At 71.1% G+C, this 26,173-nt stretch carries 27 protein-coding genes and 1 pseudogene; 10 read left to right on the forward strand and 18 right to left on the reverse strand.

Features of this window, described 5'->3' with window-relative positions; all coding sequences use genetic code 11:
- Positions 1-13: 13 nt before the first annotated feature.
- The 5 genes from MUY14_RS15805 to MUY14_RS15825 all read right to left on the reverse strand — a co-directional run bounded on the left by MUY14_RS15805 (position 14) and on the right by MUY14_RS15825 (position 4,228).
- Entirely contained in the window at positions 14-1,231 is a 1,218-nt protein-coding gene (locus MUY14_RS15805; RefSeq protein WP_247023765.1) for an MFS transporter, read from the reverse strand.
- The gene (locus MUY14_RS15810; protein WP_281506300.1) at positions 1,224-2,465 is read right to left on the reverse strand and encodes a glycosyltransferase family 2 protein; all 1,242 of its coding nucleotides are present in this window, start codon (positions 2,463-2,465) and stop codon (positions 1,224-1,226) included. Before MUY14_RS15810 ends, MUY14_RS15805 begins: the two co-directional genes overlap by 8 nt.
- A gap of 156 nt (positions 2,466-2,621) precedes the next feature.
- A complete protein-coding gene (locus MUY14_RS15815) occupies positions 2,622-3,116 on the reverse strand; it encodes a GNAT family N-acetyltransferase (RefSeq protein WP_247023767.1) in 495 nt (164 codons plus the stop codon).
- Between the two features lies 1 nt (position 3,117).
- Positions 3,118-3,630, reverse strand: a complete 513-nt coding sequence (locus MUY14_RS15820) for a TetR family transcriptional regulator C-terminal domain-containing protein (protein WP_247025146.1) — start codon at positions 3,628-3,630, stop codon at positions 3,118-3,120.
- Positions 3,572-4,228, reverse strand: coding sequence for a GNAT family N-acetyltransferase (locus MUY14_RS15825; RefSeq protein ID WP_247023768.1), 657 nt, complete (start codon positions 4,226-4,228; stop codon positions 3,572-3,574). The genes MUY14_RS15820 and MUY14_RS15825 overlap by 59 nt, the downstream gene beginning before the upstream one ends.
- Before the next feature lie 136 nt (positions 4,229-4,364).
- Here MUY14_RS15825 and MUY14_RS15830 point away from each other — a divergent pair, with 136 nt between their 5' ends.
- Positions 4,365-4,964: a hypothetical protein gene (locus tag MUY14_RS15830; protein WP_247023769.1), complete on the forward strand. Its 600-nt coding sequence runs from the start codon at positions 4,365-4,367 to the stop codon at positions 4,962-4,964.
- An 18-nt stretch (positions 4,965-4,982) separates the two neighbouring features.
- Here MUY14_RS15830 and MUY14_RS15835 read toward each other — a convergent pair whose 3' ends face one another.
- The 10 genes from MUY14_RS15835 to MUY14_RS15880 all read right to left on the reverse strand — a co-directional run bounded on the left by MUY14_RS15835 (position 4,983) and on the right by MUY14_RS15880 (position 14,439).
- Complete coding sequence (locus MUY14_RS15835) at positions 4,983-5,171, reverse strand: hypothetical protein (protein WP_247023770.1); 189 nt, start codon at positions 5,169-5,171, stop codon at positions 4,983-4,985.
- 113 nt (positions 5,172-5,284) lie between these two features.
- Positions 5,285-6,976: a chaperonin GroEL gene (gene groL, locus MUY14_RS15840; RefSeq protein WP_247023771.1), complete on the reverse strand. Its 1,692-nt coding sequence runs from the start codon at positions 6,974-6,976 to the stop codon at positions 5,285-5,287.
- 11 nt (positions 6,977-6,987) lie between these two features.
- Positions 6,988-8,013, reverse strand: coding sequence for an NAD(P)-dependent alcohol dehydrogenase (locus tag MUY14_RS15845; protein WP_247023772.1), 1,026 nt, complete (start codon positions 8,011-8,013; stop codon positions 6,988-6,990).
- Positions 8,010-8,708 carry a metal-sulfur cluster assembly factor gene (locus tag MUY14_RS15850; RefSeq protein ID WP_247023773.1) on the reverse strand — a complete coding sequence of 233 codons (699 nt, stop codon included), beginning with the start codon at positions 8,706-8,708 and terminating at the stop codon, positions 8,010-8,012. Before MUY14_RS15850 ends, MUY14_RS15845 begins: the two co-directional genes overlap by 4 nt.
- Entirely contained in the window at positions 8,705-9,742 is a 1,038-nt protein-coding gene (locus MUY14_RS15855) for an amidohydrolase family protein (protein WP_247023774.1), read from the reverse strand. The genes MUY14_RS15850 and MUY14_RS15855 overlap by 4 nt, the downstream gene beginning before the upstream one ends.
- Before the next feature lie 38 nt (positions 9,743-9,780).
- Positions 9,781-10,152 (reverse strand): propane 2-monooxygenase effector subunit MimD, encoded by a 372-nt coding sequence (mimD, locus tag MUY14_RS15860; RefSeq protein WP_247023775.1) that lies wholly within the window; start codon positions 10,150-10,152, stop codon positions 9,781-9,783.
- The gene (locus tag MUY14_RS15865; protein WP_247023776.1) at positions 10,149-11,318 is read right to left on the reverse strand and encodes a toluene hydroxylase; all 1,170 of its coding nucleotides are present in this window, start codon (positions 11,316-11,318) and stop codon (positions 10,149-10,151) included. Before MUY14_RS15865 ends, mimD begins: the two co-directional genes overlap by 4 nt.
- Positions 11,319-11,326: 8 nt before the next feature.
- On the reverse strand, positions 11,327-12,355 hold the full coding sequence (locus MUY14_RS15870; RefSeq protein ID WP_247023777.1) for an NADH:ubiquinone reductase (Na(+)-transporting) subunit F: 1,029 nt from the start codon (positions 12,353-12,355) through the stop codon (positions 11,327-11,329).
- Between the two features lie 85 nt (positions 12,356-12,440).
- Complete coding sequence (locus tag MUY14_RS15875; RefSeq protein WP_247023778.1) at positions 12,441-14,093, reverse strand: methane monooxygenase; 1,653 nt, start codon at positions 14,091-14,093, stop codon at positions 12,441-12,443.
- Positions 14,094-14,199: 106 nt separating this feature from the next.
- Positions 14,200-14,439, reverse strand: coding sequence for a hypothetical protein (locus tag MUY14_RS15880; RefSeq protein WP_247023779.1), 240 nt, complete (start codon positions 14,437-14,439; stop codon positions 14,200-14,202).
- Between the two features lie 138 nt (positions 14,440-14,577).
- On the opposite strand from MUY14_RS15880, the gene MUY14_RS15885 reads away from it, so the two are divergent.
- Together MUY14_RS15885 and MUY14_RS15890 are read left to right on the forward strand one after the other, a co-directional pair.
- Positions 14,578-16,371 carry a sigma-54-dependent Fis family transcriptional regulator gene (locus MUY14_RS15885; protein WP_247023780.1) on the forward strand — a complete coding sequence of 598 codons (1,794 nt, stop codon included), beginning with the start codon at positions 14,578-14,580 and terminating at the stop codon, positions 16,369-16,371.
- Between the two features lie 94 nt (positions 16,372-16,465).
- Complete coding sequence (locus MUY14_RS15890) at positions 16,466-16,879, forward strand: DUF5655 domain-containing protein (protein ID WP_247023781.1); 414 nt, start codon at positions 16,466-16,468, stop codon at positions 16,877-16,879.
- On the opposite strand, the gene MUY14_RS15895 is transcribed toward MUY14_RS15890, so the two are convergent.
- The gene (locus tag MUY14_RS15895) at positions 16,864-17,511 is read right to left on the reverse strand and encodes a TetR/AcrR family transcriptional regulator (protein ID WP_247023782.1); all 648 of its coding nucleotides are present in this window, start codon (positions 17,509-17,511) and stop codon (positions 16,864-16,866) included. The two genes, MUY14_RS15890 and MUY14_RS15895, sit on opposite strands and share 16 nt — an antisense overlap.
- Before the next feature lie 122 nt (positions 17,512-17,633).
- Between MUY14_RS15895 and MUY14_RS15900 the strand changes: the two genes are divergently transcribed.
- From MUY14_RS15900 to MUY14_RS15910, 3 genes are all read left to right on the forward strand, one after another.
- Positions 17,634-18,041, forward strand: coding sequence for a DUF6010 family protein (locus MUY14_RS15900; protein ID WP_247023783.1), 408 nt, complete (start codon positions 17,634-17,636; stop codon positions 18,039-18,041).
- Positions 18,038-18,238, forward strand: a complete 201-nt coding sequence (locus MUY14_RS15905) for a hypothetical protein (protein WP_247023784.1) — start codon at positions 18,038-18,040, stop codon at positions 18,236-18,238. The genes MUY14_RS15900 and MUY14_RS15905 overlap by 4 nt, the downstream gene beginning before the upstream one ends.
- A gap of 87 nt (positions 18,239-18,325) precedes the next feature.
- Positions 18,326-19,834, forward strand: coding sequence for a hypothetical protein (locus MUY14_RS15910; RefSeq protein WP_247023785.1), 1,509 nt, complete (start codon positions 18,326-18,328; stop codon positions 19,832-19,834).
- Here the strand turns inward: MUY14_RS15910 and MUY14_RS15915 are convergent.
- A complete protein-coding gene (locus tag MUY14_RS15915; protein ID WP_247023786.1) occupies positions 19,827-21,005 on the reverse strand; it encodes an MFS transporter in 1,179 nt (392 codons plus the stop codon). The genes MUY14_RS15910 and MUY14_RS15915 overlap by 8 nt on opposite strands.
- A 66-nt stretch (positions 21,006-21,071) precedes the next feature.
- Between MUY14_RS15915 and MUY14_RS15920 the strand changes: the two genes are divergently transcribed.
- Both MUY14_RS15920 and MUY14_RS47290 read left to right on the forward strand, forming a co-directional pair.
- Positions 21,072-22,043, forward strand: a complete 972-nt coding sequence (locus MUY14_RS15920) for a DUF5937 family protein (RefSeq protein ID WP_247023787.1) — start codon at positions 21,072-21,074, stop codon at positions 22,041-22,043.
- A 115-nt stretch (positions 22,044-22,158) separates the two neighbouring features.
- Positions 22,159-22,467 carry a transposase family protein gene (locus MUY14_RS47290; RefSeq protein WP_396126852.1) on the forward strand — a complete coding sequence of 103 codons (309 nt, stop codon included), beginning with the start codon at positions 22,159-22,161 and terminating at the stop codon, positions 22,465-22,467.
- 53 nt (positions 22,468-22,520) lie between these two features.
- Here the strand turns inward: MUY14_RS47290 and MUY14_RS15925 are convergent, their stop codons facing one another.
- Positions 22,521-23,747: a hypothetical protein gene (locus MUY14_RS15925; RefSeq protein WP_247023788.1), complete on the reverse strand. Its 1,227-nt coding sequence runs from the start codon at positions 23,745-23,747 to the stop codon at positions 22,521-22,523.
- A gap of 113 nt (positions 23,748-23,860) precedes the next feature.
- Here MUY14_RS15925 and MUY14_RS15930 point away from each other — a divergent pair.
- Positions 23,861-24,574 (forward strand): annotated as a pseudogene (locus MUY14_RS15930) (IS5 family transposase).
- 180 nt (positions 24,575-24,754) lie between these two features.
- A complete protein-coding gene (locus MUY14_RS15935) occupies positions 24,755-26,170 on the forward strand; it encodes an NF041680 family putative transposase (protein WP_247023789.1) in 1,416 nt (471 codons plus the stop codon).
- Positions 26,171-26,173 lie beyond the last annotated feature (3 nt).

Consider the following 26,173-nt stretch of genomic DNA (forward strand, 5'->3'; position numbering starts at 1 on the left):
GTCGAGGGCCCGCTCAGCCGGCCAGGGGCGCCTTCCGCTCCTGGCCGGCCATCACCCTGGCGTTCAGCACCACCGCGCCCAGCAACGGGAGCAGCCCGGCCAGCGTCCACGTGAGGCTGGTGGCTTCCGCGAACCACCCGATGAGCGCCGGGCCGATCAGGCCGCCCGCGTAGGTGAACGTGGTGAACCGGGACAGGAACGTCGCCGCCCCGGCGCCCGCGCCGCCGGCGTGGCCGACCGCGCTGAAGATCAGGGGCAGCAGGACCGAGCCGCCGAGCCCCAGCAGCGCGAACCCCGCGATGCCGGCCACCCACGACGGGCTCAGCACGACGACGGCGAGCCCGACCGCCGCGATGACGCCGCCGACGCGGAACAGCGCCGGTGCCCCGTGGCGTTCGGTCAGCCGGTCGCCGACGAGCCGGCCGGCGGCTTGGCAGGCGGAGAACGCCGTGAAGCCCAGCGCCGCCGCGGCGAGGGTGGCGCCGCGGGCGTCGTGCAGGAAGACGCCGCTCCAGCTGATCACCATGGCTTCGAGGATCATCGCGGTGAACCCCATCGCCCCGAACACGCACACCCGCCGGGTCCAGCCGGATCGCCAGCTCGCCCGCTTTGTGCCGCCACCACCGGTCTCCTCGACGCGGTCGGCCGACGCCGGCAGCAGTCCGGCCGTGGCCGCCAGGCCGGCGACGACGAGCACGGCGCCGACCCACAGGTAGTGCTCGGCCGCCGAGCTGCCCGCCCGGGTGAACCCGGCACCCACCAGCGACGCGGCGACGGCGCTGATGCTCCAGGCCGCGTGGCAGCTGCTCATCACCGACCGGCCGCTCTCCCGTTCCACCACGACCGCGTGCGCGTTCATGGCGACGTCGAGCGTGCCGTGCATCATGCCGAGCAGCAGCACCGCGCCGCCGAGCTGGACGGCGTCGCCCGCGAGACCGATCCCGGCCAGCAGGAACGGCGACACGACCACGGCCAGCCGGATCACGCGGGCGCTGCCGAACCGGCCCACCAGCGGGCCGGCGAACTGCATGGTGAGCAGCGCCGCCAGGCCGAACAACGTCAGGATGGCGCCGAGCGTGCCGTCACTGAGCCCGAGGTCGAGCTTCAGCGACGGCACGCGGCTGACGAAGGTGGAGAACACCGTGCCGTTGACGAAGAACACGGCGAGCGCGGCCCACCGCGCCCGCGCCACGGCGACGGTGCCGCTCCGCTCGGCGACCTGCTCAGTCATGCTCGGCGCCGAAGCCGGCCGGGACGACGACTTCCCGCCCGACACGGCGGGCTTCGGTCAGCAGCTCGTCCTGCCAGCGCTCCCAGAGGCCGGCGAACCGGGACGTGACGATCACCGTGTCCACGGACTGGTCGGCCAGCGGCGTGCGCAGGCCCATGGTGTGGTGCCCGACGTGCCCGCCCGCCGCGGCCGCCCGCGCCACCAGTCCGGCGTCGAAGTCCAGCAGGATCGCGGGCGGGACGGCCGCCGGGATTTCCCCGCCGGAGCCGAGGATCGCGATCTTCGCGCCCGCGGGGACGCGCCGCACGGCCTCGGTCAGCTCGGCCGCCACGTCCGTGTCGCGCGCCTGCTCCTGCCACGCAAGCAGGGCGCGGTAGTCCTCTTCGTAGCTCCAGAAGAGGTGCCGGATGGCCAGCGCCAGGCCGATCTCGATGGCGGGCTCGCGGTGCTTGGCCAGGAAGTGGAGCATATTCCGGGCGAGCTGCTCCCACAGGTCGAACTGCTCCCGGTCGTGCGGCAGGTCGACCACCCAGGCGTCCTCGGCGACGGTGAACCGCACGCCGTGGCGGGACAGCCGGAACGCGAGCTCGGTGTCCTCCGCGCCCCAGCCGTGGAACTCCTCGTCGAAGCCCCCGACGGCCCAGAAGTCGTCCGTGCGGACCGAGCAGTTGATGGTGAAGAAGAGCCGCCAGGGCAGGTGGTCCAGACCGGAGACGATGTCGGCCAGGTACGGGTGCCGGACGTCCTGGAACTCCGGGTCGTGGGCGTGGCGCGCGACCGTCTCTTCCGGACCCACCTGCGCCACGACGCCGGTGATCCAGGACATGTCCTTTTCCGGCTTGTACCCGTAGGCGTAGCCGATGACCGCCCGGCGCTCGGTTTCGTCGGCGTGGGCCGCGAGGTGGCGGAGCAGGAAGTCGGTGCCGAACAGCGGCCCGGTGTCCAGGAAGACCAACAGCGGTGCGGCCGCCGATCGCGCCCCGGCGTTGCGCGCGGCGCCGGCGCGGAACCCGAGGTCCTCCTGGAAGTGGTACTTCACCCGCAGCCGGTCCGCGAAGGATTCGACGACTTCCTTCGTGGCGTCGGAGGAACCGTCGTCCGCGACGATCACCTCGAACTCACCGAGCGGGAGCTGCTGGCGCGTCAGGTGCTCGAGGGTGGTACGCAGCATCTCGCACCGGTTGTACGTGGGTATGACCACGGACACCCGCGGGCGATCCCCGTCCGAACTCATGGTCACGAACCTCTCAGTAGGGTCGAGCGAACATCACGGGGTACACGATTACCGGTCACCCCCGGCTCCTCCCCCGGACGGGCGATCCCTGATGGCGAGAGTGGCACTGCCGACCCGGGCGAGCGTCTTCAGGAATGCGCTTTCGCACTCTTGACGCTACGGGAGCGCGCGGGTCAGCCAGACCACCGTTCCACTGTCCTCAGTGGACACGTGGTGCCGCTCGAACCCGAGCTTGTCCAGCACGCGCAACGGCGGGGCGTTCCCCTCGCCCACGGTCGCCCAGAGCCGGTTCCGCCCGGTCGCCGCCGCGGCTTCGAGCACCGCGGCGGCCGCCTCGGTCGCGTAGCCGCGCCCGTGCGCGCGGCGGAACAGCTCGTACGCGATTTCCGGCTCCTCGAGGGTGGAACGGCCGGTGATCAGCCCGCAGTAGCCGATGAAGTCGCCTTCGAGGCGACGCCGGATGGGCAGCAACGCGATCCCGGCCGGCTCCGCCAGCTTCGTGACGAGTACGCGGATGTCCTCGATCGCGGGCGTCCCCCTGCCGCGTTCGGCGTGCAGGGCGCGGAGGTCTTCGGCGTCCGAACCGGTCCACGGCCGCAGGAGCAGCCGCTCCGTCTCCAGGTGGGACGGCATCGGCTCGTACGTGACCACGTCAGATTTCGCGGCGGCGCCGCCGGTCGACCGCGCCGTCCAGGAGCGGGCGCAGTTCTTCGACCACCGTTTCCAGGGGCGCGACGTCGCGATGGGCGCGGGCCAGGACGATCGCGCCCTCCAGGGTGCTGATCATCAGGACCGCCAGGGACGCGCTGCGGGCCGGCGGGACGCCCAGCTGCTCGAGGGCCGTGGCGACCGGGCGTTGCCAGCCGTCGAACGCCTTGCCCACCGCGTCGCGCAGGGCGTCGCTGGTGGCCGCCGTGTCGGCGACCGTCGCGACCAGGGGGCAGCCCGCGTCGAAGCCGTCGCCGGTGAACTGGTCGCGCCACTGGCCCGCCATCGCCGCGAAGAGCTTGCCGGGGGTCGGGTCCTCGATCTTGGTGACCAGGCGCGCCACTCGCCGGGCGGCGTAGTCGCCCGCCCACGCGACGGCTTCGCCGATCAGCTGGTCCTTACCGCCCGGGAAGTAGTGCTGCAGGGACCCCCGCGGGGCTTCGGCGTGGACGGCCACGTCCCGCATGCCGGTCGCCCCGACACCGTGGATCCGCACCAGGTGCGCGGCGCTGAGCACCATCCGCTCGCGCGGCGTCCTCGTCATCGGCTGCCTCCTTCATGACGTCCGTCATGGTAGCCCAGGCGGGCACGACGAGCGTGAAGTCGCGCTCGCCCCGCTCGTACGTGGGCACCGGCCGGAAGCCCTGGCGCAGCAGCAGCGCTTCGGCACCGGCGTTCCCGGCCCGGACGGTGGCCCGGACGGTCCACCCCGGCCAGCGCCCGGCCGTCCACAGCCACCGGCTCAGCGCGGTGCCGATCCCCTGCCGCTGCCAGGCGTCGGCGACCAGGATGCCGATTTCGCCGTCGCCCGGGGTTTCCGAGACGAAGTTGAGCAGGCCGACGGGGGTGCCGGCCCGGAACGCGAGGAGCGCGACGCCGTCGGGCGGTCCCGCGAGCAGGAAGCGCTGGTAGCGCCGGAAGACCTCGGCCGGCTCGGCGGGGCCGCCCATGCCGAAGCGGCGCCGGAGACCGGCGGGCGAGCAGGCCGCGACCAGCGCGCCGACGCACTCGCGATCGGCCTCGCCCGCTTCGCGGATCTCTATGACGGTGGTCATAGTGCCATGAGAGCACACCGCGGCCGCCGACACACTATGACCGGTGTCATAGCCCGGCCTGGACCGCGCGGTTCACCGGAACGGCCCCCGGGTACGTTGCCGTGGCCGCGCTCCCCCACCGCGAAAGGCGCCTTCGATGCAGCTCTACGCCGAACGGCCGATCCGCCGCACCGCCCAGCTCGTCAGCGACCTGCTCGCCCTGCTGCTCGTCGTAATCGCGGTGTGGCTGGCGACTTCGGTGTACGACCAGGTGATGAAGCTGCGCGCCCCGGGCGACGGCCTCGTGAACGCGGGCACGGGCCTACGCGGCACGTTCGACGGCGCCGCGAACTCCGCCGGCGGCATCCCCCTGGTCGGTGACGCGCTGGCGAACGCACTGTACGGCGGCTCGAACGTCGGCAACCAGCTCGCCGACGCGGGCCGCTGGCAGATCGAAGGCGTGGCGGACCTGGCGTGGTGGCTGGCCGCGATCATCGTCGTGCTGCCGGTGCTGACGCTCCTCGTGACCTGGCTCCCGCTGCGCTGGCACTTCGCCCGCCGCGCGACGGCCGCCGCGCAGCTGCGGGCGCTCGGGGACGAAGGACTCGACCTGCTCGCCCTGCGGGCGCTGGTGACGCAACCGTTGCGGCGCCTGGCTTCCGGGACCGCGCCGGCCACCGGCTGGCGGGAGCGGGACCGCGATGTCATCGAGGAACTCGCCGGCCGCGAACTGGCCCGGCACGGCCTCGCTCCCTGAGGCCGGGCCGGGGCCGGGTCAGCGCGGGCCCTGCCGGCGGCCGACCGAGCGGCCGATGAAGAAGCCCAGGAGCAGGCCGACGACCAGGCCGATCGCGACGAAGAAGATCACCGTGGCCGCGGCGATCTTGCCGACCGTGCCGAGGAACCCCTTGGCCTCGAACTCCCCGACCGTCGCCAGCGTCTGCGCGAGAACGTAGTGCGTCATGATCTCCAGGGTGGCACCGTTCGCCGCCCCGCGCACGGGGAGAGGTCCCCCCACGGCGGCTCAGGACGCCGGTGGGGGGACCTCCGTTCTCCGTCGGCCGAACGGGCGATGGCTCAGCCGACGGAGGGGCCCATCCCGAGGGACTGCGGGGTGCTCGCGTCGGGCGACGGCTGGTGCAGGCCCCCGTCCAGCGGGCCGAACTCGGTCATCAGGGCCGCGCTGCCGCCCCACGGCGTCTGTTCCTCCGCGATCAGCGAGTTCGTCGTCAGCAGCAGCCCCGCCACCGAAGCGCCGTTCTGCATCGCCGAGCGGCACACCCGCAGCGGGTCCACGACGCCCATCGCGATCATGTCGCCGTACCGGTCGTGCAGGGCGTCGAAGCCTTCGTCGTCGCCCAGTTCCCTGGTGCGCGCCACGATCTCGTGGGCCGGGTGGCCCGCGTTGTGCGCGATCAGGTACGCCGGTTCCGCCAGTGCCCGCCGGACGATCTCCACGCCGATCGCCTGGTCGCCGTCGAGACCGAGGCCCTCCAGGGCCTTCTCCGCGTGCAGCAGCGCCGCTCCCCCGCCGGCCACGATGCCCTCGGCCATCGCCGCCCGGGTGGCCGACAGGGCGTCCTCGACGCGGTGCTGCAGCTCCTTGAGCTCCGCCGGGGTCGCCGCGCCGACGTGGACCACCGCGACCTTGCCGGTCAGGGCGCCGATCCGCTCGGTCAGGACGTCCTCGTCGACGCCGAACTGGGCGCGCTCCAGCTCCGCGCGCAGCTGGCCGACCCGGAAGTCCACCGCGGCCGCCGACCCCGCGCCGCCGACGATCGTCGTGCGGTTCTCCGTGACGCGGACCTGCTTCGCCCGGCCGAGGTGCTCCAGGGTCATCGTCTCCATCGAGAACCCGGACTGTCGCGAAAGGACCGCGCCGCCGACGATCGCGGCCAGGTCCTCCAGCTTGTGCAGCCGCCGGTCGCCGAAGCCCGGTGCGCGGATCGCGACCGACTGGAACGTGCCGTTCATGTGGTTGTGCACCAGCATGGACAACGCCGTGCCTTCGACCGTCTCCCCGATCACCACCAGCGGACGCGGCGCGCGCATCACCTTGTCCAGCAACGGCATCAGCTGCTGCACCTTGGTGATCTTCTCCGCGCACATCAGGATGTACGGGTCGTCGAGCACCGCCTCCAGCCGGCCCGGGTCGGTGACCAGGTACGGCGAGAGGTAGCCGTTGTCGAACTCGAACCCTTCGACGAAGTCGACGCCCATCCCGATCGACGGCGACTCTTCGACCGTCACCACCCCGCCGTCGCCGACGGTGTGCAGCGCCTTGGCGATCACCGCGCCGACGGCGTCGTCGTCGTTGGCCGAGATCGCCGCCACCCGCGCGTAGTCCGCTTCGGACACCACCGGGTGCGCCTGCTTCTCCAGGTGCGTCACCAGCAGCCCGACGGCGTGGTCGATGCCGCGCTTGACGAGCACCGGGTTGCCGCCGCCGGAGATCGCCCGCATGCCTTCGTGGACGATCGCCTGAGCCAGCACGGTGGCCGTGGTCGTGCCGTCGCCGACGACGTCGTTGGTCTTGATCGCCGCTTCCTTGACCAGCTGCGCGCCCATGTTCTCGAACTGGTTCTTCAGGTGGATCTCGCGCGCGATGGTGACGCCGTCGTTGGTGACCACCGGCGAACCGGTGATCTTCTCGATGATCACGTTGCGGCCCTTGGGCCCCAACGTGGACTTGACCGCTTCGGCCAGCTTGTCGACGCCCGCCAGCAGCAGGTCGCGGGCGTCCGAGCCGAACCGCAGTTCCTTCGCCATGTTCGGAGCTCCTAGGGGGTGAGGATGGCCCGACCGCGCACGCGACCGGCGTCGAGATCGGCCAGTGCGTCGAGAGCCGCGTCCAGCGGGTACTTCTTCGTGTGGAGCGTGACCTTCCCGGCCTGGGCGAGCACCATCAGCTCCACCAGGTCGTTGTACGTGCCGACCAGGTTGCCGATGACGTTGCGCTCGGTGGAGATGATGTCGATCGTCGGGATGTCGATGTTGCTGCCGTAGCCGATGACGAAGTGCGACCCGGCGCGCCGGGTCATCGCGAAGGCGTCCTGCTGGGCGCCCTGCTCGGCGACGAAGTCGAGCACGACCTCCGCGCCGTCGCCGCCGGTCAGGTCGAGCACGGCGTCGACCTGCTTGCCGTCGGCCAGCACGGTCTCGTCGGCGCCCAGGGTGGCCGCCAGCTCCAGCGCGTCGGCGTTGCGGTCGACCACGATCACGCGGGTCGCGGTCAGCGCCTTCAGCGACTGGATGCCGATGTGCCCGAGGCCGCCGGCGCCGTTGACGACGCAGGTGGTGCCCGGGTACAGGTGCGGGACGGCCTTGCGCACCGCGTGGTAGGCGGTGATGCCCGCGTCGGCCAGCGCCGCGACGTCCTGCGGCTGCGTCGACGGGTCGAGCTTGATGCACGCCCGCGCCGACGTCAGCAGGTATTCGGCCATCCCGCCGTCGGAGTCGATGCCCGGGAAGCTCCCGTTCGGGCAGTGCATGTCGTCGCCCGCGCGGCAGGCGTGGCAGAGCCCGCACGTCGGCGTCGGGTGCAGGATGACCGTGTCGCCGACCTCGACGTTGGTCACCGCCGGGCCGACCTCGTGCACCCACCCCGCGTTCTCGTGGCCGATCGTGTACGGCAGCGCGACGCCGGACTTCTGGGCCCACTGCTCCTCGATGATGTGCAGGTCGGTGCGGCACACCCCGGCGCCGCCGATCTTGACCACGACGTCGAAGGGTCCGGTGGCGCGCGGCTCCGGGACGTCTTCGATCACCGGGTGCTGGTGGTACTTCTGCAGCCGCACGGCCTTCATCCCGTGCCCTCCTCTTCGCTGATCAGCGAGTACCGCGCGCGCAACATGCCGCGGCACACCCCGGAATTGGCCTCCATGCTCGTGCGGGTCAGCCGCGCGATGGCCAGGTGGCGCTTCGCGTCGGCGGGGGCGATCGCCGCACCCGTGGCCGGGTCGAGCAGCAGCGGGTCGTCGTCGGCGGCGGGCAGGCCCAGCTCACGGCGGCGGGCGCGCAACCGGTCGAGGTCCGGCCCCGGCGGGACTTCGCCCAACGTCAGCGCGGTCGGGTCTCGCCCGGACAGGGTCCGGCAGACGCGGTCGGTGCCGGCGAGCACGGCCTTGCGGACGAAGTCGTAGCGGAGTGTGTCGAGCTCGTCGACGGCCTCGCCCTCGAACGACGCGACGAACCCCTGCCGTGCCGCCACCCCGCGGTTGATGACGTCGGAAGCGAAGTGGTCGTCGAGCCGGATGTCGAGCCCGGTCAGGCCCGGCACCCCGGCCACGGCGTCGTAGGCGTCCGCCACCATCAGGAACGCGAAGTTGGGCGCGCAGAAGTAGGTCGGCAGCCGCAGCCGGATGACGGCGCGGCCCTCGTCGTCCACCTCGCAGCGGGCGACGAAGCCGAGGTCGGTGAGGGGTTCGTCCAGCTCGGGATCGCGGACGGTGCCCAGCGCCGCCCACACGGCGGCGCGGGCACCGAGCACCAGGGTGGTCATGAGTTCGGCACGCCGACCGGCTCGACGGGCTCCGGGTCCTCGAGCCGCAGTTCCGCGGGCACGTCGATGTCGTAGAGCCGCGCGGCGTTCAGCCCGAGGATCTTCTTCTTCTGGTCGACAGTCAGCGGCGGGAAGTCCGACAGGTCGTCGTCACCCGGCATGGTCCAGTCGACGAAGCCCTCGACCTGCCACTTCGGTTCCCAGATCGCGTAGTCCGCGCCGAAGACCAGCTTGTCCTCGCCGAGCCAGAACATCAGCTCCCCCATGACCTTCGCGAAGAACTTGGGCCGGGCGTGCATCAGGCCGCCGATCACCACGGCCAGCCCCGCGTAGACGTTGCGCTCCTGCGTGGCCATGAAGCAGAAGTCCTCGATGCGCGGCAGGCCGACGTGCTCGACGATGAAGTTGAGGCCCTGGAAGTCCGTCGCCACGTGGTCCACATCGGACACGTCGAACGCGTCCTTGTCCAGCGGCCAGATCGTCGGTCCCTTGTGGATGTGGACGTTCTTGACGCCGAGCTCCTCGCACTTTTCGAGGTAGCGCGCGGCTTCCGGGTCCTTCAGGCTCCAGCCGCGGGAGTCCCCGCGCCACTCGGCGGTGTAGAGCTTGACGCCCTTGCAGCCGTAGCGCTTGACGCGCTCGGAGAACGCCTTCAGCCCCTCGTCGCCTTCACGCGGGTCGAAGGTCGTGTTGACGAGGAACTTCCCGGGGTGCTTTTCGGCCAGCGCCGCGTCGGCCTCGGTCGTGTTGAAGCCGTTCTTGTACCACTGCCGCAGGTTCGTCGGCTGGAAGATGGCGGTGTCGACGTGCCCGGCCTCGAACAGGTCGTGCATCATCAGTTCTTCGGAGTACTTCTGGAAGCGGTCGATCGGCCAGTGCGTCTCCTTCGGGCCGAGGCCCTGGTAGGCGTGGAAGCACTCGATCCAGCCCTTGGCGTATTCCTCCTGCCCCTTGACCCAGTTGTCCGGGCTCGCGTCCCAGAAGTGGGTGTGGGCGTCCACCACGAAGTACTTTTCGCCGTCTTTTTCGTACATGGTTGATCCTCCTGAGCGGATCGAGTGCTTCCTGCTGGTTACTTGATGACCTTCAGATCGAAATCGAGGTACTCGGCCGCGTCCTCGGGGTTGGCGAACATGATCGTGCGGTCGTCCTCGTGGATCATCCGCCCGTAGTGCGTGGACATGCTTTCCTCGAACTCGGCCGCGTTGAACCAGCCCTCTTCCTCGCCGGCGGCCTCGTCGACCTCGGCGTAGACCAGGTCCGTCCGGCCCTTCGCGTCGACGCGGATCATCGAGGGCAGCGGGGTCACGGTCACGTTGTCCTTCGTGCTCATGACCTCGGCGATGATCGCGCCGACCTGGTTGTTCATCAGGGTGAAGCCGCACATGTTCGACGCGGTGTTGTCGGCCTTGAACGGGCTTTCCGCCGTCTTGAAGATGGTCACTGGCCCAGCTCCTCCGGTGCTTTGAGGCCCAATTCGGACAGGATTCCGGCGAACCGGCTCTTCACGCGATCGAGGCCGTCCTCGAACCGGATCGGCTTGGCGTCGGGCTGCGACCACAGCGGCTGCAGCGCGCGGGCCGCCGCGATGCAGCGCGGCACCCAGTCCTCGAGCCACTTCTGCAGCAGCGCCTTGTTGTGGTCGGCGAACTCCTTATCGTTGACCAGCAGGTGGAACATCGGCTTCGTGTAGCGGAGGTCGCGTTCGGAGAAGTCGAACTCCTCGGCGCCGATCAGCGTCGGGGTGACGAAGTCGCCGTTGGCCGGCGCGGCCTGCTGCACCAGGTTGCTGCGGAACAGCTCGCCGACGAGGGGCTCGAAGACGACGTTCGCGGCGAAGATCGCCTCGCACCAGTCCCAGATCCCGGTCAGCTGCTCGGCGCAGTCCCGCACGCCCTGCCACGCCGGGTCCTCGTTCCAGGTCGCCAGGTGGGCGGTGCCGTCGAAGCCCTCGACCTCTTCGGTGAGGGTCAGGTTGTACAGCGCCAGGTCCTGCGCCGCGCGGATCCGGTGCATGCTGTTCACCGAGATCGCGTTGTTGTGCATGTTGGTCGGCGCGCGGCGGTTGGCGTTGGCGAACAAGTAGAGGCCGAGGCCGTGGTCGACGTGCATCCACGCGCCGACGTGCTTGGCGACGAACTCGACCCAGTTGCGGTTCCACTGCTCGAACGCCTTGGCCTGGCGCGCGGCGTCGATGTTCTGGTTGAGCTGGCGCACGACGTTGGCGTTGTAGCGGTAGAGGGTGAGCTCCCACTCCTCGTTCGGGTCGCGGAACTCGTGCCAGCCGTGGGCCGGCCAGTCGTAGCCCTTGCCGCCGGAGCCCGGGCCGCGTTCGGGCAGCGGCCGGTCCGAACCCCACGCCTTCAGCGCGGTCCACTCGAGCGGGTAGCCGCCCTTGCCGTCGGCGAAGGCGTAGAGCCAGCCCTGGGACAGGTAGTGCCGCGGGTCGGGCTGGACCTCGACGGTGACGTCTTCGTAGTGGCTCTGCTTGCGCTTGGCCGGGGTGAAGTAGTTGTACTGGCGGGCGGTGGAGTCCGGGAAGACCTTGGCCCCCGCTTCGGCATCGGTGAACGCCGGCTTCGGCACACTGCGTTCGGAGGTGGCTGTCATGGGTTTCCTTACCCTTCGCCCGTGGTGGTGAACTTGTCGTAGAAGACGCGCTTGTCGGCGACGCCGAGCGCGGGCAGCAGTTCCAGTGCGGCTTCCACCATCGGCGGGGGCCCGCAGACGTAGGCGTCGGCTCCGGTGAGGTCGGCGCCGGCCCGGCGCAGGACGTCGGTGACGAAGCCGGTCTCGCCGGTCCAGTCGTCGTCGCCCGGTTCGGAAAGCGCCGGTACGTAACGGAAGCCCGGCAGCTTCTCTTCGAGCTCCCGCAGCTCGTCCTCGAAGCAGAGGTCGTGGCGGCGGCGGGCGCCGTAGTAGAAGACCGCCTTCCGGTCGAGACCGCGCTCGGCCATGGACCGCAGCAGCGCCAGGATCGGCGCCATCCCGGCGCCGCCGCCGACGAAGACGAGGTCCTTGCCCGGGTTGTCCCGGAGGGTGAACACCCCGAACGGGCCGGTCACCCGGAGCCGGTCGCCGACCGCGACCCGCGTGTCGAGGAACCGGGAGAACAGCCCGTCGGGGTAGATCTTGATGACGAACTCCAGCAGCCTGTCGCGCGCCGAGGTGTTGGCCATCGAGAACGAGCGCGTCTCCTCGGTGCCCGGGACCGCGAAGTCCAGGTACTGGCCGGGGAAGAACTTCAGCTCCTCGGCCAGCCGCACCACCAGGTGCCGGAGGTCGTGGGTGACGTGCTCGTTCGAGACGACCTCGACGGTCGTCTCCTGGATCGGCAGCCCGGACTGGATCATCTCCTCGTCGTAGTTGAGCAGCTCGATCGTCAGGTCTTCGTAGGCGTGGGCCCGGCACAGCAGCGTGAAGCCCTCCTCCTTTTCGTAGTCGGGGAGCGCGAAGGTCGAGTACCGGTCGTGTTCGACGTCGTCGCCGTCGAGGATGAACGACTTGCACGCCGCGCATTGCCCTTCCTTGCAGCCGTGCATGAGCATGACGCCCTGCTCGGCCGCGGCGCGCAGGATCGTGGTGTCCTCGGCGACGTCGATCTCGATCCCCACCGGCTCGAACCGGACGCGGTGCTTTTCCGCCATCCCAGCCCCAATCCGGCACTTTCACGTGAAAGTGCCCACCTGGGGGCGGCACTTTCACGTGAAAGTGCCGCCCCGGTCGGTCGCGTCAGGCCGTCTGGGGGGCCGGGCGGCCGGCCGGGCCCTGGCGGTTGTAGTCGGCCACGAAGGCGGCGCGCTGCTCGTCGGTCATCTGGTTGAGGAGCACGTTCGGCGACTGCACCTCGGGCATCCGGCGCAGGTGGTCGAGCGTCCACATCTTCTTGGGGTCGAGGTCGAGGTGCGGCTGCGCGACCATGGTCTTGCCGTCGTCGCGCACGAAACCCATGTCGGAAACGACGTCGGCCCAGTTCCAGCCGTGGTAGAGCGTCTCCCACTCGCGGGCGCCGACCAGCTGGCCCATGTTCGGGGTGTTGCGGCCCTGGTAGGTGGGCCGGAACGCCTCGGCGTCGGTCCAGCGGCACGTCTCCGAGCAGTACGTGCGGTGCTGCCCGTCGACCTCGTCGACGACCATGTCCTCACGGATGAGGCACGGCACCATGCAGGTCCAGCAGCGGTGCGGGTACACGTAGTCGACGTCCTCGGCGACGATCGGGTGGTGCCCGTTCGGCGTCGCGAGGCGGGAGTAGTTCTCCCACCACTTGCCGTACTTGTCGTACCAGCCCGGGTACTTGTACTCGAACCACTCGAAGTCCTCGTCGGTCATCGGGTCGATGCGCCAGTAGTTGGCGAGCCACCCGGTGGCGAAGAACTGCGCGACTTCGTGGACGTAGCCCTTGTTCCAGATCCGGTTCCACGCCTCTTCGATGAGGTCGTGCGGGATGACGAGCCCGTACTTCTCGAGCGGGACCAGGTACGAGCGGTAGTAGTCGTCGTAGATCCAGCGGCGCCACATTTCCGCGTAGCTTTCGCGGTCCTTGCGGCGGTCCTTGGTGCCGTATTCGATGAACGTGCCGATCGCGGCGTCGACGACGGCGTGGTTGTTCCACCACGCGTAGCGCAGGTCGCGTTCGAGCAGCTGGTGGTTGCTTTCGTCGGACAGGGCCATCAGCAGGGTGGCGTAGCCGTTGCTGATGTGGCGCGATTCGTCGGACTGCACCGAGTGGAAGACGGTCGGCAGCAGGTAGTCGCCGTTGGCCGCGGCTTCGGCCGGCATCGCGACGAACAGGGTGTTCGTGAACGCGGTTTCGGCGACGATGGTCAGGTAGATGCTCGCCGCGGTGATGGCGTCACCGGTGATGAAGCCTTCGGCGAACTGGCGGCCGATGGTGCCGCAGTAGTCGTTCTGGAAGTTGCGCAGGCTCGAGTTGAAGCCCGCCGGGTCGATGTAGTTCTGCATGTACAGGCGCTTGAGGTTCTGCTGGATCGTCGAGTGGCGGACCTCGTCGATCATCTGGATCGCCTGCCCGTTGTGCAGTTCCGGGTTCGGCACCGTGCGGAACAGCAGCGGCATCGCCCGCGCGGCCGAGATCTCCGGGAGCGGGATGATGGAGAGGAACAGCTTCTGCCACTCCAGCCAGCGTTCCTGGACCTGGCGGAACATGTTGCCGCGGATCGCGCCGTCTTCGGCGCCGTAGACCCGGTGGTCCTTTTCCTCCTGCATCGGGAAGTACGAGCGGAGGACCTGCTTCAACGGGTCCTTCTTCTTGGCCTTCTGGAAGGTGTAGTCGGTGCCGTAGTGCGAAACCGGGGTGTGGTAGGCCGGTTCCCACGACAATTCCTGGATCTTCTGGTGGGCTTTCGCCACACTCTGGCGACTCATGGATCACTCCTTGTCTCCTGAGCTCGCCGCCCAGGGCGTCCTGCGTTCACCATTCAACGGGGCATTCGCGGGTGACGCGGGTCTCAATCTGAGACAGAACCGCTGCTCAGGGCGTTTCGCCGGCGCCGAGCACCTGGGCGCGCAGTGCGGCGAGCTCGTCGTGGACGCCGGCCTGCACGCGCGCGTCGCCCTCGACGGTCGGGACGATGCCGAGCGCGCGCAGCAGCGCGGCGGCGGGTTCTCCGGGGTGGCCTCGCCCGCCGAGGGTCGGGTGCAGGCCGGCCTCGGCCAGGTGGGTGAAGACCAGGTTGACGATCGTCCAGGGGTTGTACGTCTCGGCGGCCATGCCCCCATGGCACCGCCGCCCCGCCGGTGCGGAGCGTCTCAATTTGAGACACCGCCGGGCGCGGGAGGCGCTTAGGCTGGACGGGCGGCACAACGGGTGTGCCCGCACCCACGTGGGCCGCGGGAAGCTGGAGGTCACGTGGACGAGATCGCGCCCGGAACCCTGCTCGCCGACGACGAGCTCGCCCGCACCCGGGTGCGTTTCCTGACCGCCGAAGCGGTGCCGCCCGGCACCGTCCGGCAGACGATCCTCGCCTCGTGGCGGCGCTCGCGGGAGTTCCGCGTCGAGGCCGACCGGATCGACCCGCACTACCTCGGCGACCGCAACCTCGACATCCCGCTGATGCGCGGCGCGGAGCCGGTGCTGCACAAGCTCGGCGAGCAGTTCGACGGCCAGCCGATCAGCCTCATCCTCACCGACCCGGCCGGCGTCGTGCTCACCCAGCGGACCGGCGACGCCGACCTGCGGCGGCACCTCGAGCGCGTCGAGCTCGTGCCGGGGTTCAGCTACGGCGAGCAGTCGGTGGGGACCAACGGCATCGGCACCGCGCTGGAGGACGGCCGCGCGACCACGGTGTTCGGCCACGAGCACTACGCCGAGCACCTGGAGAACCTCGCGTGCGCGGGCGTGCCGATCCACCACCCGATCTCCGGCAAGAAGATCGGCGCGGTCGACCTCACCTGCTGGCACAAGGACGCGGGCGGCCTGCTCATCGCGCTGGCCCGCTCGACGGCCGAGCAGATCCGCCAGGCGCTGCTGCGCCACAGCGATCTGCGGGAGATGATCCTCTTCCAGGCCTACCTGCAGACGTGCCGCCGGTGGACGGGCATCGTGCTGGCGTTCAACGACGACATCGTGATGATGAACGACCGGGCCCGGCAGCTGCTCGACCCGGCCGACCAGTCGGTGCTGCTGGGCCACGCCACCGAAGCGCTGGCCGAGGGGCGGCGGACCCCGGCGACGCTGTCGCTCTCCAGCGGCCTGCGGGTCCGGGTGTTCTGCCGCCGCGTCCCCGGCCAGCGCGAGACCGACACCGCGGGCGGCGTCCTGTCGGTGAAGCTGATCGAAGCGGAAGAGACCCTGGCCGCGGCGATGCCGATGGTGCCGATGTACCTGCCGGGCGTGGTCGGCTCGGCCCCGCTGTGGCTGCGCTGCGGGCACGAGCTCGACGCCGGCCACCAGCGCGGCGAGTGGGTCGCGCTCGAGGGCGAGGCGGGCACCGGGAAGCTGACCCTGGCGAAGGGCCTGCACCAGCGCCACCACCCGGCGGCCCGCCTGGTCGCCGTCGACGCGGCCGGCGCGCTGGACCCCGACGCCCTGCTGCGCGAGCACGCCGAAGCCCCGATCCGCACGCTGGTCATCCGCCACGCCGACCGGCTGGCGGCCCCGGCGGCCAACGCGCTCGCGGCCGTCCTGCGCCGGCTGCGCGACGACCCCGCCGCGCCCTGGGTCGTCGTCACGCTGGTCCCCGAGGCCGAGACCGAACCGGCGCTGGCCGAGCTGCTCAAAGCGTTCCCGCGGACGGTCCGGGTGCCGCCGCTGCGCCACCACGTCGAGGACCTGGCGGAGCTGGTGCCCTTGGTCCTGAGCAAGCTCGGCTACGGCGGGCGGCTCACCTGCTCGGCGGCGGCCCTGCACCTGCTGATGCGGGCGGAGTGGCCGGGCAACACCGGGCAGCTGTACGCGGTGCTGCGCAAGGTGGCCCAGCGCCGCCGCGCGGGCACGATCCGCCCCGGCGACCTCCCGGCGGAGTTCCACGCGGTCGCCCGCCGCCCGCTCAACCGGTTCGAGTCGATCGAGCGCGACGCGATCGTGCGGTGCCTGGAAGACGCGGACGGCAACAAGGTCCGGGCGGCGAAGCTGCTGGGCATCTCGCGGGCGACGATCTACCGCAAGATCCACGAGTACGGGATCGTGCCCCCGGCCCGCTGACGGCGCCGCGAAGCTCTTGCCGTGGGAGGCGCGAAGCAGGTTCGTGAACAGCCGCGCTCGGCCCCGCCGCGCGGTGAGTGCCATCCTGGACGGCATGCCGACCCGCTGGACGTGCCCGCGCTGCGACCGCGAGTTCGCCCGCGCCCGCCAAGGGCACACCTGCGTGCCCGGCTGCACCGTCGACGAGACGTTCGCCGGGAAACCACCCTGGCAGCGCGCGGTCTACGACGCCGTCGTCGGGCACCTGCGCGATCTCGGCGACGTCCACGAGGATGCCGTCAAGGTCGGGGTGTTCCTCAAGTGCGACCACAAGCTCGCCGAGCTGCGGCCGCGGTCCAAGGACGTCCTGGTGTACCTGTGGCTGCCGCACCCGGTGGAGACGGCGCGGATCGCGCCGGCGCGCTGGGCGAGCGGAGCCCGTGTGGGGCATCAGCTGAAGCTGCGCGAGGTGTCCGATGTGGACGACGAGTTCCGGGACTGGCTGACGCTGGCCTACGAGACGTCCTGACCCGACACCGGGGCCAGGAGCAGGCCGGTGATCGCGTCGATCAGCCCGGTCCCCGCGTCGTCCCAGCTCGCCCTCGGCGTCGCCGTGCCCTCGGCCAGCGCGCGTTCGCGCTCGGCCGTCATGTGGATCATCAGCTGGCGGGCCATGTCGCCGCGCTCGGCGCGGACGTCCGCGGGCAGGCCGTCCAGGCAGCGGTTCAGGCCCTCGACCGCGCGGGCCAGTGCCGGTGAGGACAGGGACTCCTCGGCGATGATCGCCCGCAGCGCCGGGTCGGTCATCACCTGGGCGCTGAACCGCGCGAACCACGTCGGCGAACCCAGTTCCCGCAGGTGGCTCGTGCTCGGGCGGACCAGGCAGGCCACCCAGTCGCGCAGGTCGCCCGCGCCGCCGACGGCCTCGACCAGCTCCTCGCGCAGCCGCTCCATGGGTTCCGCGTGCTTGCGGACGATCGCGCGAACCAGGTCCACCTTCGTGCCGAAGTGGTAGTTCACCGCCGCGTTGTTGCCCTGCCCGGCCGCCTCGCTGATGTGCCGGTTGGACACCACATGCACCCCGTGCTCGGCGAAGAGCCGCTCCGCCGTGACGAGGATGCTTTCCCGCGTCGCACTCGCGCGGTCCGCCTTCACGTTCATCCAGCCCACCCTGATCGTTCCCGGTCCCCACCTTACGGAGCCGTCTCCGCTGGCGAGAACCCGGCGGAGGGTGGCCGGACAGCCACTGGCCCGCGGCGACGGCGGTTCCTAGCGTTTCCGGCGTGATCCAGTTCCTCGCGCCGATCCTGATCGGCCTCCTCTACGTCGTGCTCAACTCGTTCGTCCCCGACGCGCACCGGCGGCGGCTCAACGCCGTCGTGGTCGGCGGGGCGGGCGCCGCGTACCTCTCCGGCGGCGCGCTCGGGCCGTGGGAACTGGTGTTCTGCACCGTCATGACCTACGTCGCCTTCCGCGGGCTCGACTCGTGGACGTTTGTCGGCGTCGGCTGGCTGCTGCACACCGGCTGGGACGTCGTGCACCACCTCAAGGGGCAGCCGATCCTGCCGTTCGCGCACGATTCGTCGTTCGGCTGCGCGCTCTGCGACCCGGTCATCGCGATCTGGTGCTTCACCGGCGGCCGCGCGGTCCTGGGTTCGCGCATCGCCACCACGGGTACTCCGGTGCCATGAGCACCGACGTCGAACGCGCAGCGCACGCCTTCTGCCCCCGGTGCCACCCGGAGCCCCGGCCCGGGGACGTGCTCACGGCGCTGTGCGGTGCCCGCCACCCCTACTACGGCCGCCGTGACCGGCCGGTGAACACCTGCCCCGCCTGCGTGGCGCTCGCCTCGGCGAACGTCTACGCGTGCGGCCACCCGGGCGCCTGAGCACAGGCACCCGGGGACGGCGGGCGCGAAACGGGAAATCGGGAGTTCCGGAACCACCGGGCGAACCGACCACCTACGCTGACCGGCATGAAGAGGGTGGGGATCGCCACGGCGACCGCGGCGATCGCCGCGCTCGTGCTGGCGCTCGTCCTCGGTCTGCTGGGCGGTACACCGACCGGCGCCGGGGACAACGGGGACGGTTACCGGTTGTTCTGCGGGCCCGGACTGACGCCGGCCACGCCGGACCACAAGGCGAGCTGGCTCGGCGGCGTGGTGCTCGACTTCGGCCGCGGTACGCCGTGCCCGGATCCGCAGCCCTCGAGCGCCGCGGTGCTCTTCGAGTCCGTCGCCGGCGGGGACGGCGCGTTCAGCCTGGTCAAGCTGGGCTGGCTCTACGTGCTCCTGGTCTTCCTGGTCACGCTGCCGGCCGCGTGGGCGGTGCAGGCCCGCGGCACCCGGCGCCTGCTCTTCCTGCTTCCGCCGTTGCTGCCGCTGCTCGAGCCGTCCTTCGCACGGCTGTTCATCTCGACCTTCGCCGAGCCCGCCGGGTTGTTCGGCGCGTACGCGCTGCTGTGCGGGCTGGCGGTGATCGCCGCGACCAAGGCCGAGGACGGCTTCGCGCGGCTGGCGGCGCTCGGCCTCGTCGCCGTCGGCGGGGTCGTGGGCGGGCTGGCGAAGATCGGCTTCCTGCCGCTGTTCGTGCTGGCCGTGCTCGTGTGCGCGGTGACCGCGGCCCGGCCGGGCCGGGGCCGCTGGTGGTCCGGCCGGATCGTCGGGCCGGTGCTCGCCGTCCTGCTCGTGCTGGAGCTCATCGCCCCGATCCGGGCCAACCTCGCCTGGCAGGACCGCAACTACGCCGACGTCAACGCGGTCAACGTGGTCTACACCCTCGGCCTGGTCGAGTTCCCGGGCTCGGCGGCCGGGCTCGGGCTGCCGGCGGAGGCGCAGCGGAGCGCGGGCCACGCGTACTACCCGGACGGCCCGGCAGCGCTGGCCGGCGCGGACGTGCTGCTGGAGAACCCGGCGCCGGTCAAGCACAAGGTCTGGGACCTGCTGCTGACGCACCCCGGCGCGCTGGCGTCCGCGATCGGCACCGGCCTGCAGGCCACCCTCGGGCGCAGCCTCCCGTACCTGCCGGACGAGCCGTGGACGGCGACGACCCGGCCCCCGGACAACTCGGCCCCGGTCAGCGGCGACATGGGCGGCGACGCGACGACGTTCCAGGCGTGGCTCGACAGCATGGGCCTGTGGTGGTGGCCGGTCCTGCTCGTCCTGCTGGGCCTGGCCGCGACGGTGTTCGCGCTGCTGCGCCGCCGTCCCGCGACGACCCGCTACGGCGTCGTCGCGGGAGTGGCCGTGACGAGCGCGCTCGGCATCGTGACGATGTCGGTGGTCGGCGACGGCTACTTCGAGATCGCCAAGCACGTGTGGCTGGCGGCGTACCTGCTCGACGTCGCGGCGCTCGCGCTGTGCGTCGTGGCGGGGCCGGTGCTGGTCCGGCGAGGGAAGGCGTGGTGGGAGCGCCGCCGGGCCGCGGCCACCCCGCCACCGCCGTCGGCGCACGAACCGGAGCCGGCGCCGGCGCCGGTCAGCTGACGTCGTCCCGGAGCTCGCGCACCAGCACCGGCAGCGCCACCAGCAGCGCGATCCCGCGCACGGCGGCCGCCAGGAGGTAGGGCGCCCGCAGGCCCAGCGCGTGCGCGACCAGCCCGCCGGTCAGCGTGCCGGCGGGGATCAGGCCCCAGCCGAGCAGGCGGTACGCGCCGGTGACGCGGCCGAGCAGCGCGGGCGGCACGAGCCGCTGGCGAAGGCCGACGGCGACGATGTTCCAGAGCGTCGTGGCGAAGCCGTTCACGGCCAGGAACGCCCCCATCGGCACGGCGGCGGAGCTCAGGCCGAGGCCGGCGAACGCGCCGACGTTGACGGTCAGCGCCGTCAGCAGCGCCGCCCGGGTCCCGATCGCGGCCACGACCCGCGCGTTGACCAGGCCCCCGGCGACGCTGCCGAGCGCCGCGGCGGCGAGCAGCACGCCGTAGCCGCGCGCGCCGACGTGCACCACCTGCGTGGCGAGCAGCACCAGGACCGCGTTGGCGAGCTGGCCGCCGAAGGTGTTGATCCCCAGCAGGACGGCGAGGGTCCGCAGCAGCCGGTGCCGGCGGAGCCAGGTCAGCCCCTCGCGGACGCCGGAACGCCGTGCCTCGCCGCGGGCGCGCCGGGGCAGCGTGGCCACGACCGCGGCGGACACCGCGAACGAGACGGCGTCGAGCCCGAACGGCAGGGCCGCCGCGACGCCGAACAACGCGCTGCCCAGCGGTGGCCCGGCGAACTGCTGGGTGACGGTCGTGATCGCCTGCTGGCGGCCGTTCGCCCGCGGCAGCAACGGGCGGGCGATCAGGTCCGGCAGGATCGCCTGCGCGGCGGTGCCGAACACGACGTCGCCGGCGCCGAGGCCGAACGCGAGGACGGCGAGCACCGGGACGCCGATGCGGCCGCCCGCCGCGAGCACGGCGATCGCGGCGGCCAGCGCGGCTTGGACCGCCTGCGCCCGCCACATCAGCGTGGCCCGGTCGCAGCGGTCGGCCAGCGCACCCGCCGGCAGGGCCAGCAGCAGCCACGGGAGGTAGGCCGCGGTCGCGACGAGGGACACGAGCCGGGGATCGCGCGTCACGGTGACGGTCAGGAGGGGCACCGCCGCGGTGAACGCGCCGGTGCCGAGGTTGTCGACGCCGGTCGCCCACCACAGGCGCCGGTGGGGCAGCCGGGTCATCCCGCGATCCTCCGGCCCTCCGGCGGCGCCGGACACCGTTTAGCGCGGTGCTACATACTCGGGACCGTGGCGCTCACGGTGGAACTCGACGTCGCCGAGCTGGCGGCGACCCGCGTCGCCGTCTCCCCGCTGTCGGAAACGGTGGCGTGCCTGCAGCAGCTCGGCGGCCGCGAACGGCAGGCGGAAGCCCTGCCGTGGCTGCGCTGGGCGACCGGCGAGCTGGCCCGCGAGCCCCTGGACCTCGCGTGGACGTGGCCGCTTCTGGTCAACGACCGGCCCAGCTGGCCGGAGTTCCTGGTGCCCGCGCCGCGGGGGTCGGGTCCGTCCATCGAGGACGACCTCGCCGCCCTGCGGCGCACGACCGCCCGCCAGGTCCGGGCCAGCCTCACCCGCGTGTTCGGCGCGGAGCTCCCCGGGCCGGCCGCCGACCTCGCCGCCCACCCGGCGGCCGGGCTGAAGGCGATCACCGCGGAGCTGCGCGCGGCCCACGAGCGCCTGGTGGCCCCGCACTGGCCGCGGATCCGGGCCGTCCTCGACGCCGACGTCGCCCACCGCGCCCGGGAGCTGGCCACGGGCGGCGCGCAGCGGCTGTTCACCGGCCTGCACCCGGACCTGCGCTGGCACGAGGGGAAGCTGCTGCTCGACGGCGCCCGCCCGGTCAACCGCGGTCCCGGCGGGCTCGTGCTGATCCCGGTCGTGCTCGGCTCACCGCACGTCCTGGTCAAGCGGAACACGTCCACGCAGACGACGGTCCGCTACCCGGCCCGCGGCCGCGGCGCCCTGTGGACGGCGGGCACCCGGCCCCCGCCTCGAAGCACGGTCCGGTTGCTCGGCCGCGCGCGGGCCGGGCTCCTCGAAGCCCTCCGCTCCCCCGCGACGACGACCGACCTGGCCCGCGCCTTCGGCGTCACGCCCAGCGCGGTCTCGCAGCACTTGGCCGTCCTGCGCGAAACGGGACTGGTGGAGCGGGAACGTTCCGGGCGCCAGGTCCGGTACCTGATCACGGCGCTCGGAACGTCCCTTTTGGACGGCAGGTGACGCGCGGCCGAGGTTCGGTGAGCGCGGCTCGCGATGCGCCCCGATGAGGTTTTCTCAGTAGGGACGGGTGGGGGGGTGCGTGTTGCCCTGAGACGGCGCCGCCCGAGAACTCGGCATCAGCGGCGCCCTCACCGCTGCTGCCGGCCGAGGCCTCACGACCCTCGCTGACGAGGCCTGCCACTCAGCAGGCGTCGGTGTCCTGACTCCGGTCAAGAAAACCGCGGGTCAACCACCTCTCGCCAGCGACAATCCGGCCTACAACCTGCTCCACGCCCGCCTTCGCTGTCTCGGCGAACGCGCGAAGGCGATGCTCAAAACCTGGTGGCGCACCCTCACCCGCATCACCCTCTGCCGCCATCGCATCGGCGCCATCACCCAGGCCACCCTCGTGCTCACCCACCATGAACACCAACACCGCTACTGAGAAAACCACATCGGGGTGCTTGGCCCGAGCGTCAGCCGACTTCTCGCGTGCCGTTAGCCCAGCGACGTCAGCGGCACCGCGAACACCGCACGGCCGCACGTCTGGTTCTGTGCCTTGCAGTCCGCCGTCGACCACTCCGACTGGGACCAGACCAGGCCCGTCGCCCAGTCGTACGTCAGCGCTTCCGGGTGGACCGCCCAGCAGGCCGTCGTCGTGCCGCAGGTCGCCGACGTGCTCGCCGTCGTCGTCTGGGTCCAGAGCTGGCCGTTGCGGGTGGCCGAGCTGTGGGCGACGTACCACTTGCCGTTGTGGGACAACACTCCCTGCATGTTCCCGACGGAACTGCGGTACGCCTCGGACGCGGTGCCGGTCAGCAGGTAGTCCGTGCCCATCGGGAAGCGGTACAGGCGGCCGTGGCGGGTCTGGTCGGAGAAGTACTCCGTCGTCACCACCGAAGCCGGGCTGGTGCTGCGGTCCAGCGACAGCGACGAGAAGCACGGCACGCCCGTGTCGGAGGACATGCTGCACGTGCCACCCGCGTACGAGTAGTACCCGACCTGCATCATCGCGTACTTGTAGGTGTAGGCCGCGTACCCGCCGGAGGTCTTGCCGATCGCGTTCGACGTCGTGTCGCTCAGCTGCAGGATGTGCTTGGTGCTGAAGACGCGGATCGCGGTGGACGTGTTGCCCACCGCGGTGACGTAGATCTTGTCGCCGTACCAGGCCATCCCGCCCATGTGCGCCTGCGCCGAGGAGAAGCTGCTGCCGGTGCTGTTCGGCACGGCCAGGTACATCATCCGGTGCGCGGCCGCGGCCGGGTCGTCGTAGTTGACAGCCTGGATCCGCGCATCGTTGTAGCGGCCGAGCTCGGTGGTGCCGTGCCAGCCGGACAGGATGATCTTGTCCGCGCCCCACAAGCCGTCGTCGTCGGCGTCGCCGGAAGTCGTGATGCCCTGGGGCACCCACGTCGTGCTGCCCGCCCGTTCGCTGTCCCAGCACAGCGACTTCGTCGCCACGGGCGCCTTCGGCAGCGCCGCCTTTTCCGCGCTGGTGCAGCCGGTCATCGCGTAGCTGGTGTCGTTGACGACCGTGTTGAGGCTGACGTTCGGCAGCGCGTTGTCCAGCGCGGTCAGCGCCGCGGCCGGGGTCGCGTGCCAGACCAGGTTCTGCTTCGTGGTGGTCGTCAGCGGGTCGCTGTAGGCGGCGCTCGCCGTCCCGGGCAGCGCCAGTGCGCCGGCCACCACGGTCAGCGCGAGGACGATCGCTTTCGGAATTCGCATGGCGCCAGTGCGCCACACGCGGGTCCAAATTCCGTACAACGCGCTTGTACTAGGTCCTGTAAGTGGTTGAGCTGCGGGTCTGGTAGTTGTGCCGGGTGGTTGGTCGCGGCGGGTTGACGGATAAGGCGTGGGCGGTGATCGAGCCGTTGCTGCCACCGCAGCAAAGCGGTGGGCGGCGATGGCGGAATCACCGCCAAGTCATCAACGCGATCCTGTGGAAGCTGCGCACCGGTGCCCCCGTGGCGTGACCTGCCCGAACGGTATGGGCCCTGGAACACCGCGCATGAGCGGCTGCGGTTATGGACCAAAGACGGCACCTGGGACAAGATCCTCGACCGGGTGATCGTCGAAGACGACGCCGTCGGCGACCTCGAATGGATCATCTCGGTCGACTCGAGCGTGGTCCGGGCTCATCAGCATGCTGCTGGCGCCCGGAAAAGGGGGATGCAGCGACGGAGTCGAAGCGCTCGCCCTCGACGGGGAAGGACTCGAGCGGCCCCGCGGCGGACTGAGCACCAAAATCCACCTCGCCGTCGAAGGGCGTGGCCTGCCGATACGGATCCTGCTCGCCCCAGGCCAAGCCGGGGAGAACCCGCAGTTGCTGCCGCTGCTGGATGGCATCAGTTTCGCCCGGCTCGGGCCTGGGCGTCCGCGGTGCCGGCAGGTCGCCCGCGTTCGATGCCGAGGTCTACAAGTAACGCAACGTGGTGGAACGCTGCTTCAACCGGCTCAAACAGTTCCATGACCTAGCCACCCGCTACGCCAAACGCGCCGCCTACTACCAGGCTGAACTCACCATCGCCGCCATCGTGCTCTGGCTCCGATGACTTACAGGACAGCTCCTAGCTTGAGTTTTAACGTCTGAGTGGCCGGCGGAGACCCCGCTGATCATGAGTGAAGCCCCTGGTCGATCATTCCTTCTTGCGACAGAAGGAAGATCGAACCAGGGGCTTCAGTTGATCAGCGGGGACTCCGCCGGTGACGGCAGTGCGGCCGGGGAGTTGTCCGTGCTCCGGCAGGAGTTCTACCGATGTCTGACCCGGCGGGCGGACGCGTTGTTCGAGCTGACCGAGGCCGTATTGTGCTCGGACGGGCCGGTCCGGTCGATCGCGGAGCTGTCCCTGGCCGGCGAGCACCGTCGTGGCCACGGCAGTGGCTATGCCGCGCTGGCGCGCGGACGTGTCGACATCGATCGGCTACGCACCGCGCTGAGCGAGGTCTCCCTGCCGCGTGCCGCGGACGGGCGGCTGGTGCTGGCGGTGGATGTGACCTGCTGGCTGCGTCCGGAAGCCCACACCTGCCCGCAGCGGATCCTGTGTCACACCTACGGACGCGGCAAAGACCAGCACATGATGGTCCCAGGCTGGCCCTACTCTGTGATCGTCGCGCTCGAGTCCGGGCGCGGTTCGTGGACCGCGCCGCTGGATGCGGTCCGGCTCACCCCCGGCGACAACGCGGCGAACGTGACCGCCCGGCAGATCCGTGATGTCGTGGACCGGCTGGTCGCGGCCGGGCACTGGCAACCAGGAGACCCGCAGATTCTGCTGGTCGCCGACGCCGGCTACGACGGCCCCCGCCTGGCGCACGTGCTGGCCGATCTCCCGATCACCGTGCTGGTGAGAATGCGCACCGACCGGGTCCTGCATCGCCCGGTCGGCCCGCAGCCACCGGCCACCCTGAGCAGACCCCGGCGCCACGGCGCCGAGTTCGCCTTCGGCGATCCAGCGACCTGGGGTGAGCCTGATGTCGTCACCGACACCACGACCCGGCTCTACGGTCCTGCGTTGATCCGGGCCTGGGACCGGCTGCACCCGCGGTTGACCCACCGCATCGCCTGGGCCGGCCACGGCGGCCCTCTGCCGATCATCGAAGGCACCGTGATCCGGCTGCAGGTCGAGCGCCTGCCTTCCGGCGCGATCCCGAAACCGGTGTGGCTCTGGCACTCCCGCACCGGCCTCGGTCAGGCCGAGGTCGATCTGGCCTGGCAGGCGTTCCTGCGCCGGTTCGACATCGAGCACACCTTCCGCATGCTCAAGCAAACCCTCGGCTGGACCACCCCGAAACTCCGTGGGCCCGAGGCGGCCGACCGCTGGACCTGGTTGCTGTTGACCGCTTACACCCAGCTGCGCCTTGCCCGTGATCTGACAGCGGATCTGCGCCGGCCCTGGGAGAAACCCCGATCATCCGGTCGGCTCACCCCGGCCAGGGTCCGCCGGGGGTTTCGGAACCTGCGTCCACAACTTGGCTGTCCGGCCAGTGTCCCGAAACCTTCACGACCCGGTCCCGGACGTCCCTCCGGAACGCCCAACCACCGGCCCGCGTCACGCCACGACGTCCACACCGTCACCAGCTCGAACACCCGAAAACCCAGACGCGGCAAGAACGCCAAGTCGAGCAACCCACGACCACGCCGAACAGGTTAAAAC

The organism is Amycolatopsis sp. FBCC-B4732, from assembly GCF_023008405.1.
In the GTDB taxonomy this organism is placed as follows: Bacteria; Actinomycetota; Actinomycetes; order Mycobacteriales; family Pseudonocardiaceae; genus Amycolatopsis; species Amycolatopsis pretoriensis_A.

Bases quoted from the DNA above. Each gene is read 5' to 3' on its own strand.
- MUY14_RS15850 (WP_247023773.1), bottom strand. From the start codon at position 8,708: ATGACCACCCTGGTGCTCGGTGCCCGCGCCGCCGTGTGGGCGGCGCTG.
- MUY14_RS15870 (WP_247023777.1), bottom strand. From the start codon at position 12,355: ATGGCGGAAAAGCACCGCGTCCGGTTCGAGCCGGTGGGGATCGAGATC.
- MUY14_RS15875 (WP_247023778.1), bottom strand. From the start codon at position 14,093: ATGAGTCGCCAGAGTGTGGCGAAAGCCCACCAGAAGATCCAGGAATTG.
- MUY14_RS15895 (WP_247023782.1), bottom strand. From the start codon at position 17,511: ATGAACGTGAAGGCGGACCGCGCGAGTGCGACGCGGGAAAGCATCCTC.
- MUY14_RS15825 (WP_247023768.1), bottom strand. From the start codon at position 4,228: ATGACCACCGTCATAGAGATCCGCGAAGCGGGCGAGGCCGATCGCGAG.
- MUY14_RS15910 (WP_247023785.1), top strand. From the start codon at position 18,326: ATGAAGAGGGTGGGGATCGCCACGGCGACCGCGGCGATCGCCGCGCTC.
- MUY14_RS15880 (WP_247023779.1), bottom strand. From the start codon at position 14,439: ATGGCCGCCGAGACGTACAACCCCTGGACGATCGTCAACCTGGTCTTC.
- MUY14_RS15810 (WP_281506300.1), bottom strand. From the start codon at position 2,465: ATGAGTTCGGACGGGGATCGCCCGCGGGTGTCCGTGGTCATACCCACG.
- groL (WP_247023771.1), bottom strand. From the start codon at position 6,976: ATGGCGAAGGAACTGCGGTTCGGCTCGGACGCCCGCGACCTGCTGCTG.
- MUY14_RS15830 (WP_247023769.1), top strand. From the start codon at position 4,365: ATGCAGCTCTACGCCGAACGGCCGATCCGCCGCACCGCCCAGCTCGTC.
- MUY14_RS15865 (WP_247023776.1), bottom strand. From the start codon at position 11,318: ATGACAGCCACCTCCGAACGCAGTGTGCCGAAGCCGGCGTTCACCGAT.
- MUY14_RS15845 (WP_247023772.1), bottom strand. From the start codon at position 8,013: ATGAAGGCCGTGCGGCTGCAGAAGTACCACCAGCACCCGGTGATCGAA.
- MUY14_RS15905 (WP_247023784.1), top strand. From the start codon at position 18,038: ATGAGCACCGACGTCGAACGCGCAGCGCACGCCTTCTGCCCCCGGTGC.
- MUY14_RS15915 (WP_247023786.1), bottom strand. From the start codon at position 21,005: ATGACCCGGCTGCCCCACCGGCGCCTGTGGTGGGCGACCGGCGTCGAC.
- MUY14_RS15890 (WP_247023781.1), top strand. From the start codon at position 16,466: ATGCCGACCCGCTGGACGTGCCCGCGCTGCGACCGCGAGTTCGCCCGC.
- MUY14_RS15925 (WP_247023788.1), bottom strand. From the start codon at position 23,747: ATGCGAATTCCGAAAGCGATCGTCCTCGCGCTGACCGTGGTGGCCGGC.
- MUY14_RS15855 (WP_247023774.1), bottom strand. From the start codon at position 9,742: ATGTACGAAAAAGACGGCGAAAAGTACTTCGTGGTGGACGCCCACACC.
- MUY14_RS15835 (WP_247023770.1), bottom strand. From the start codon at position 5,171: ATGACGCACTACGTTCTCGCGCAGACGCTGGCGACGGTCGGGGAGTTC.
- MUY14_RS15805 (WP_247023765.1), bottom strand. From the start codon at position 1,231: ATGACTGAGCAGGTCGCCGAGCGGAGCGGCACCGTCGCCGTGGCGCGG.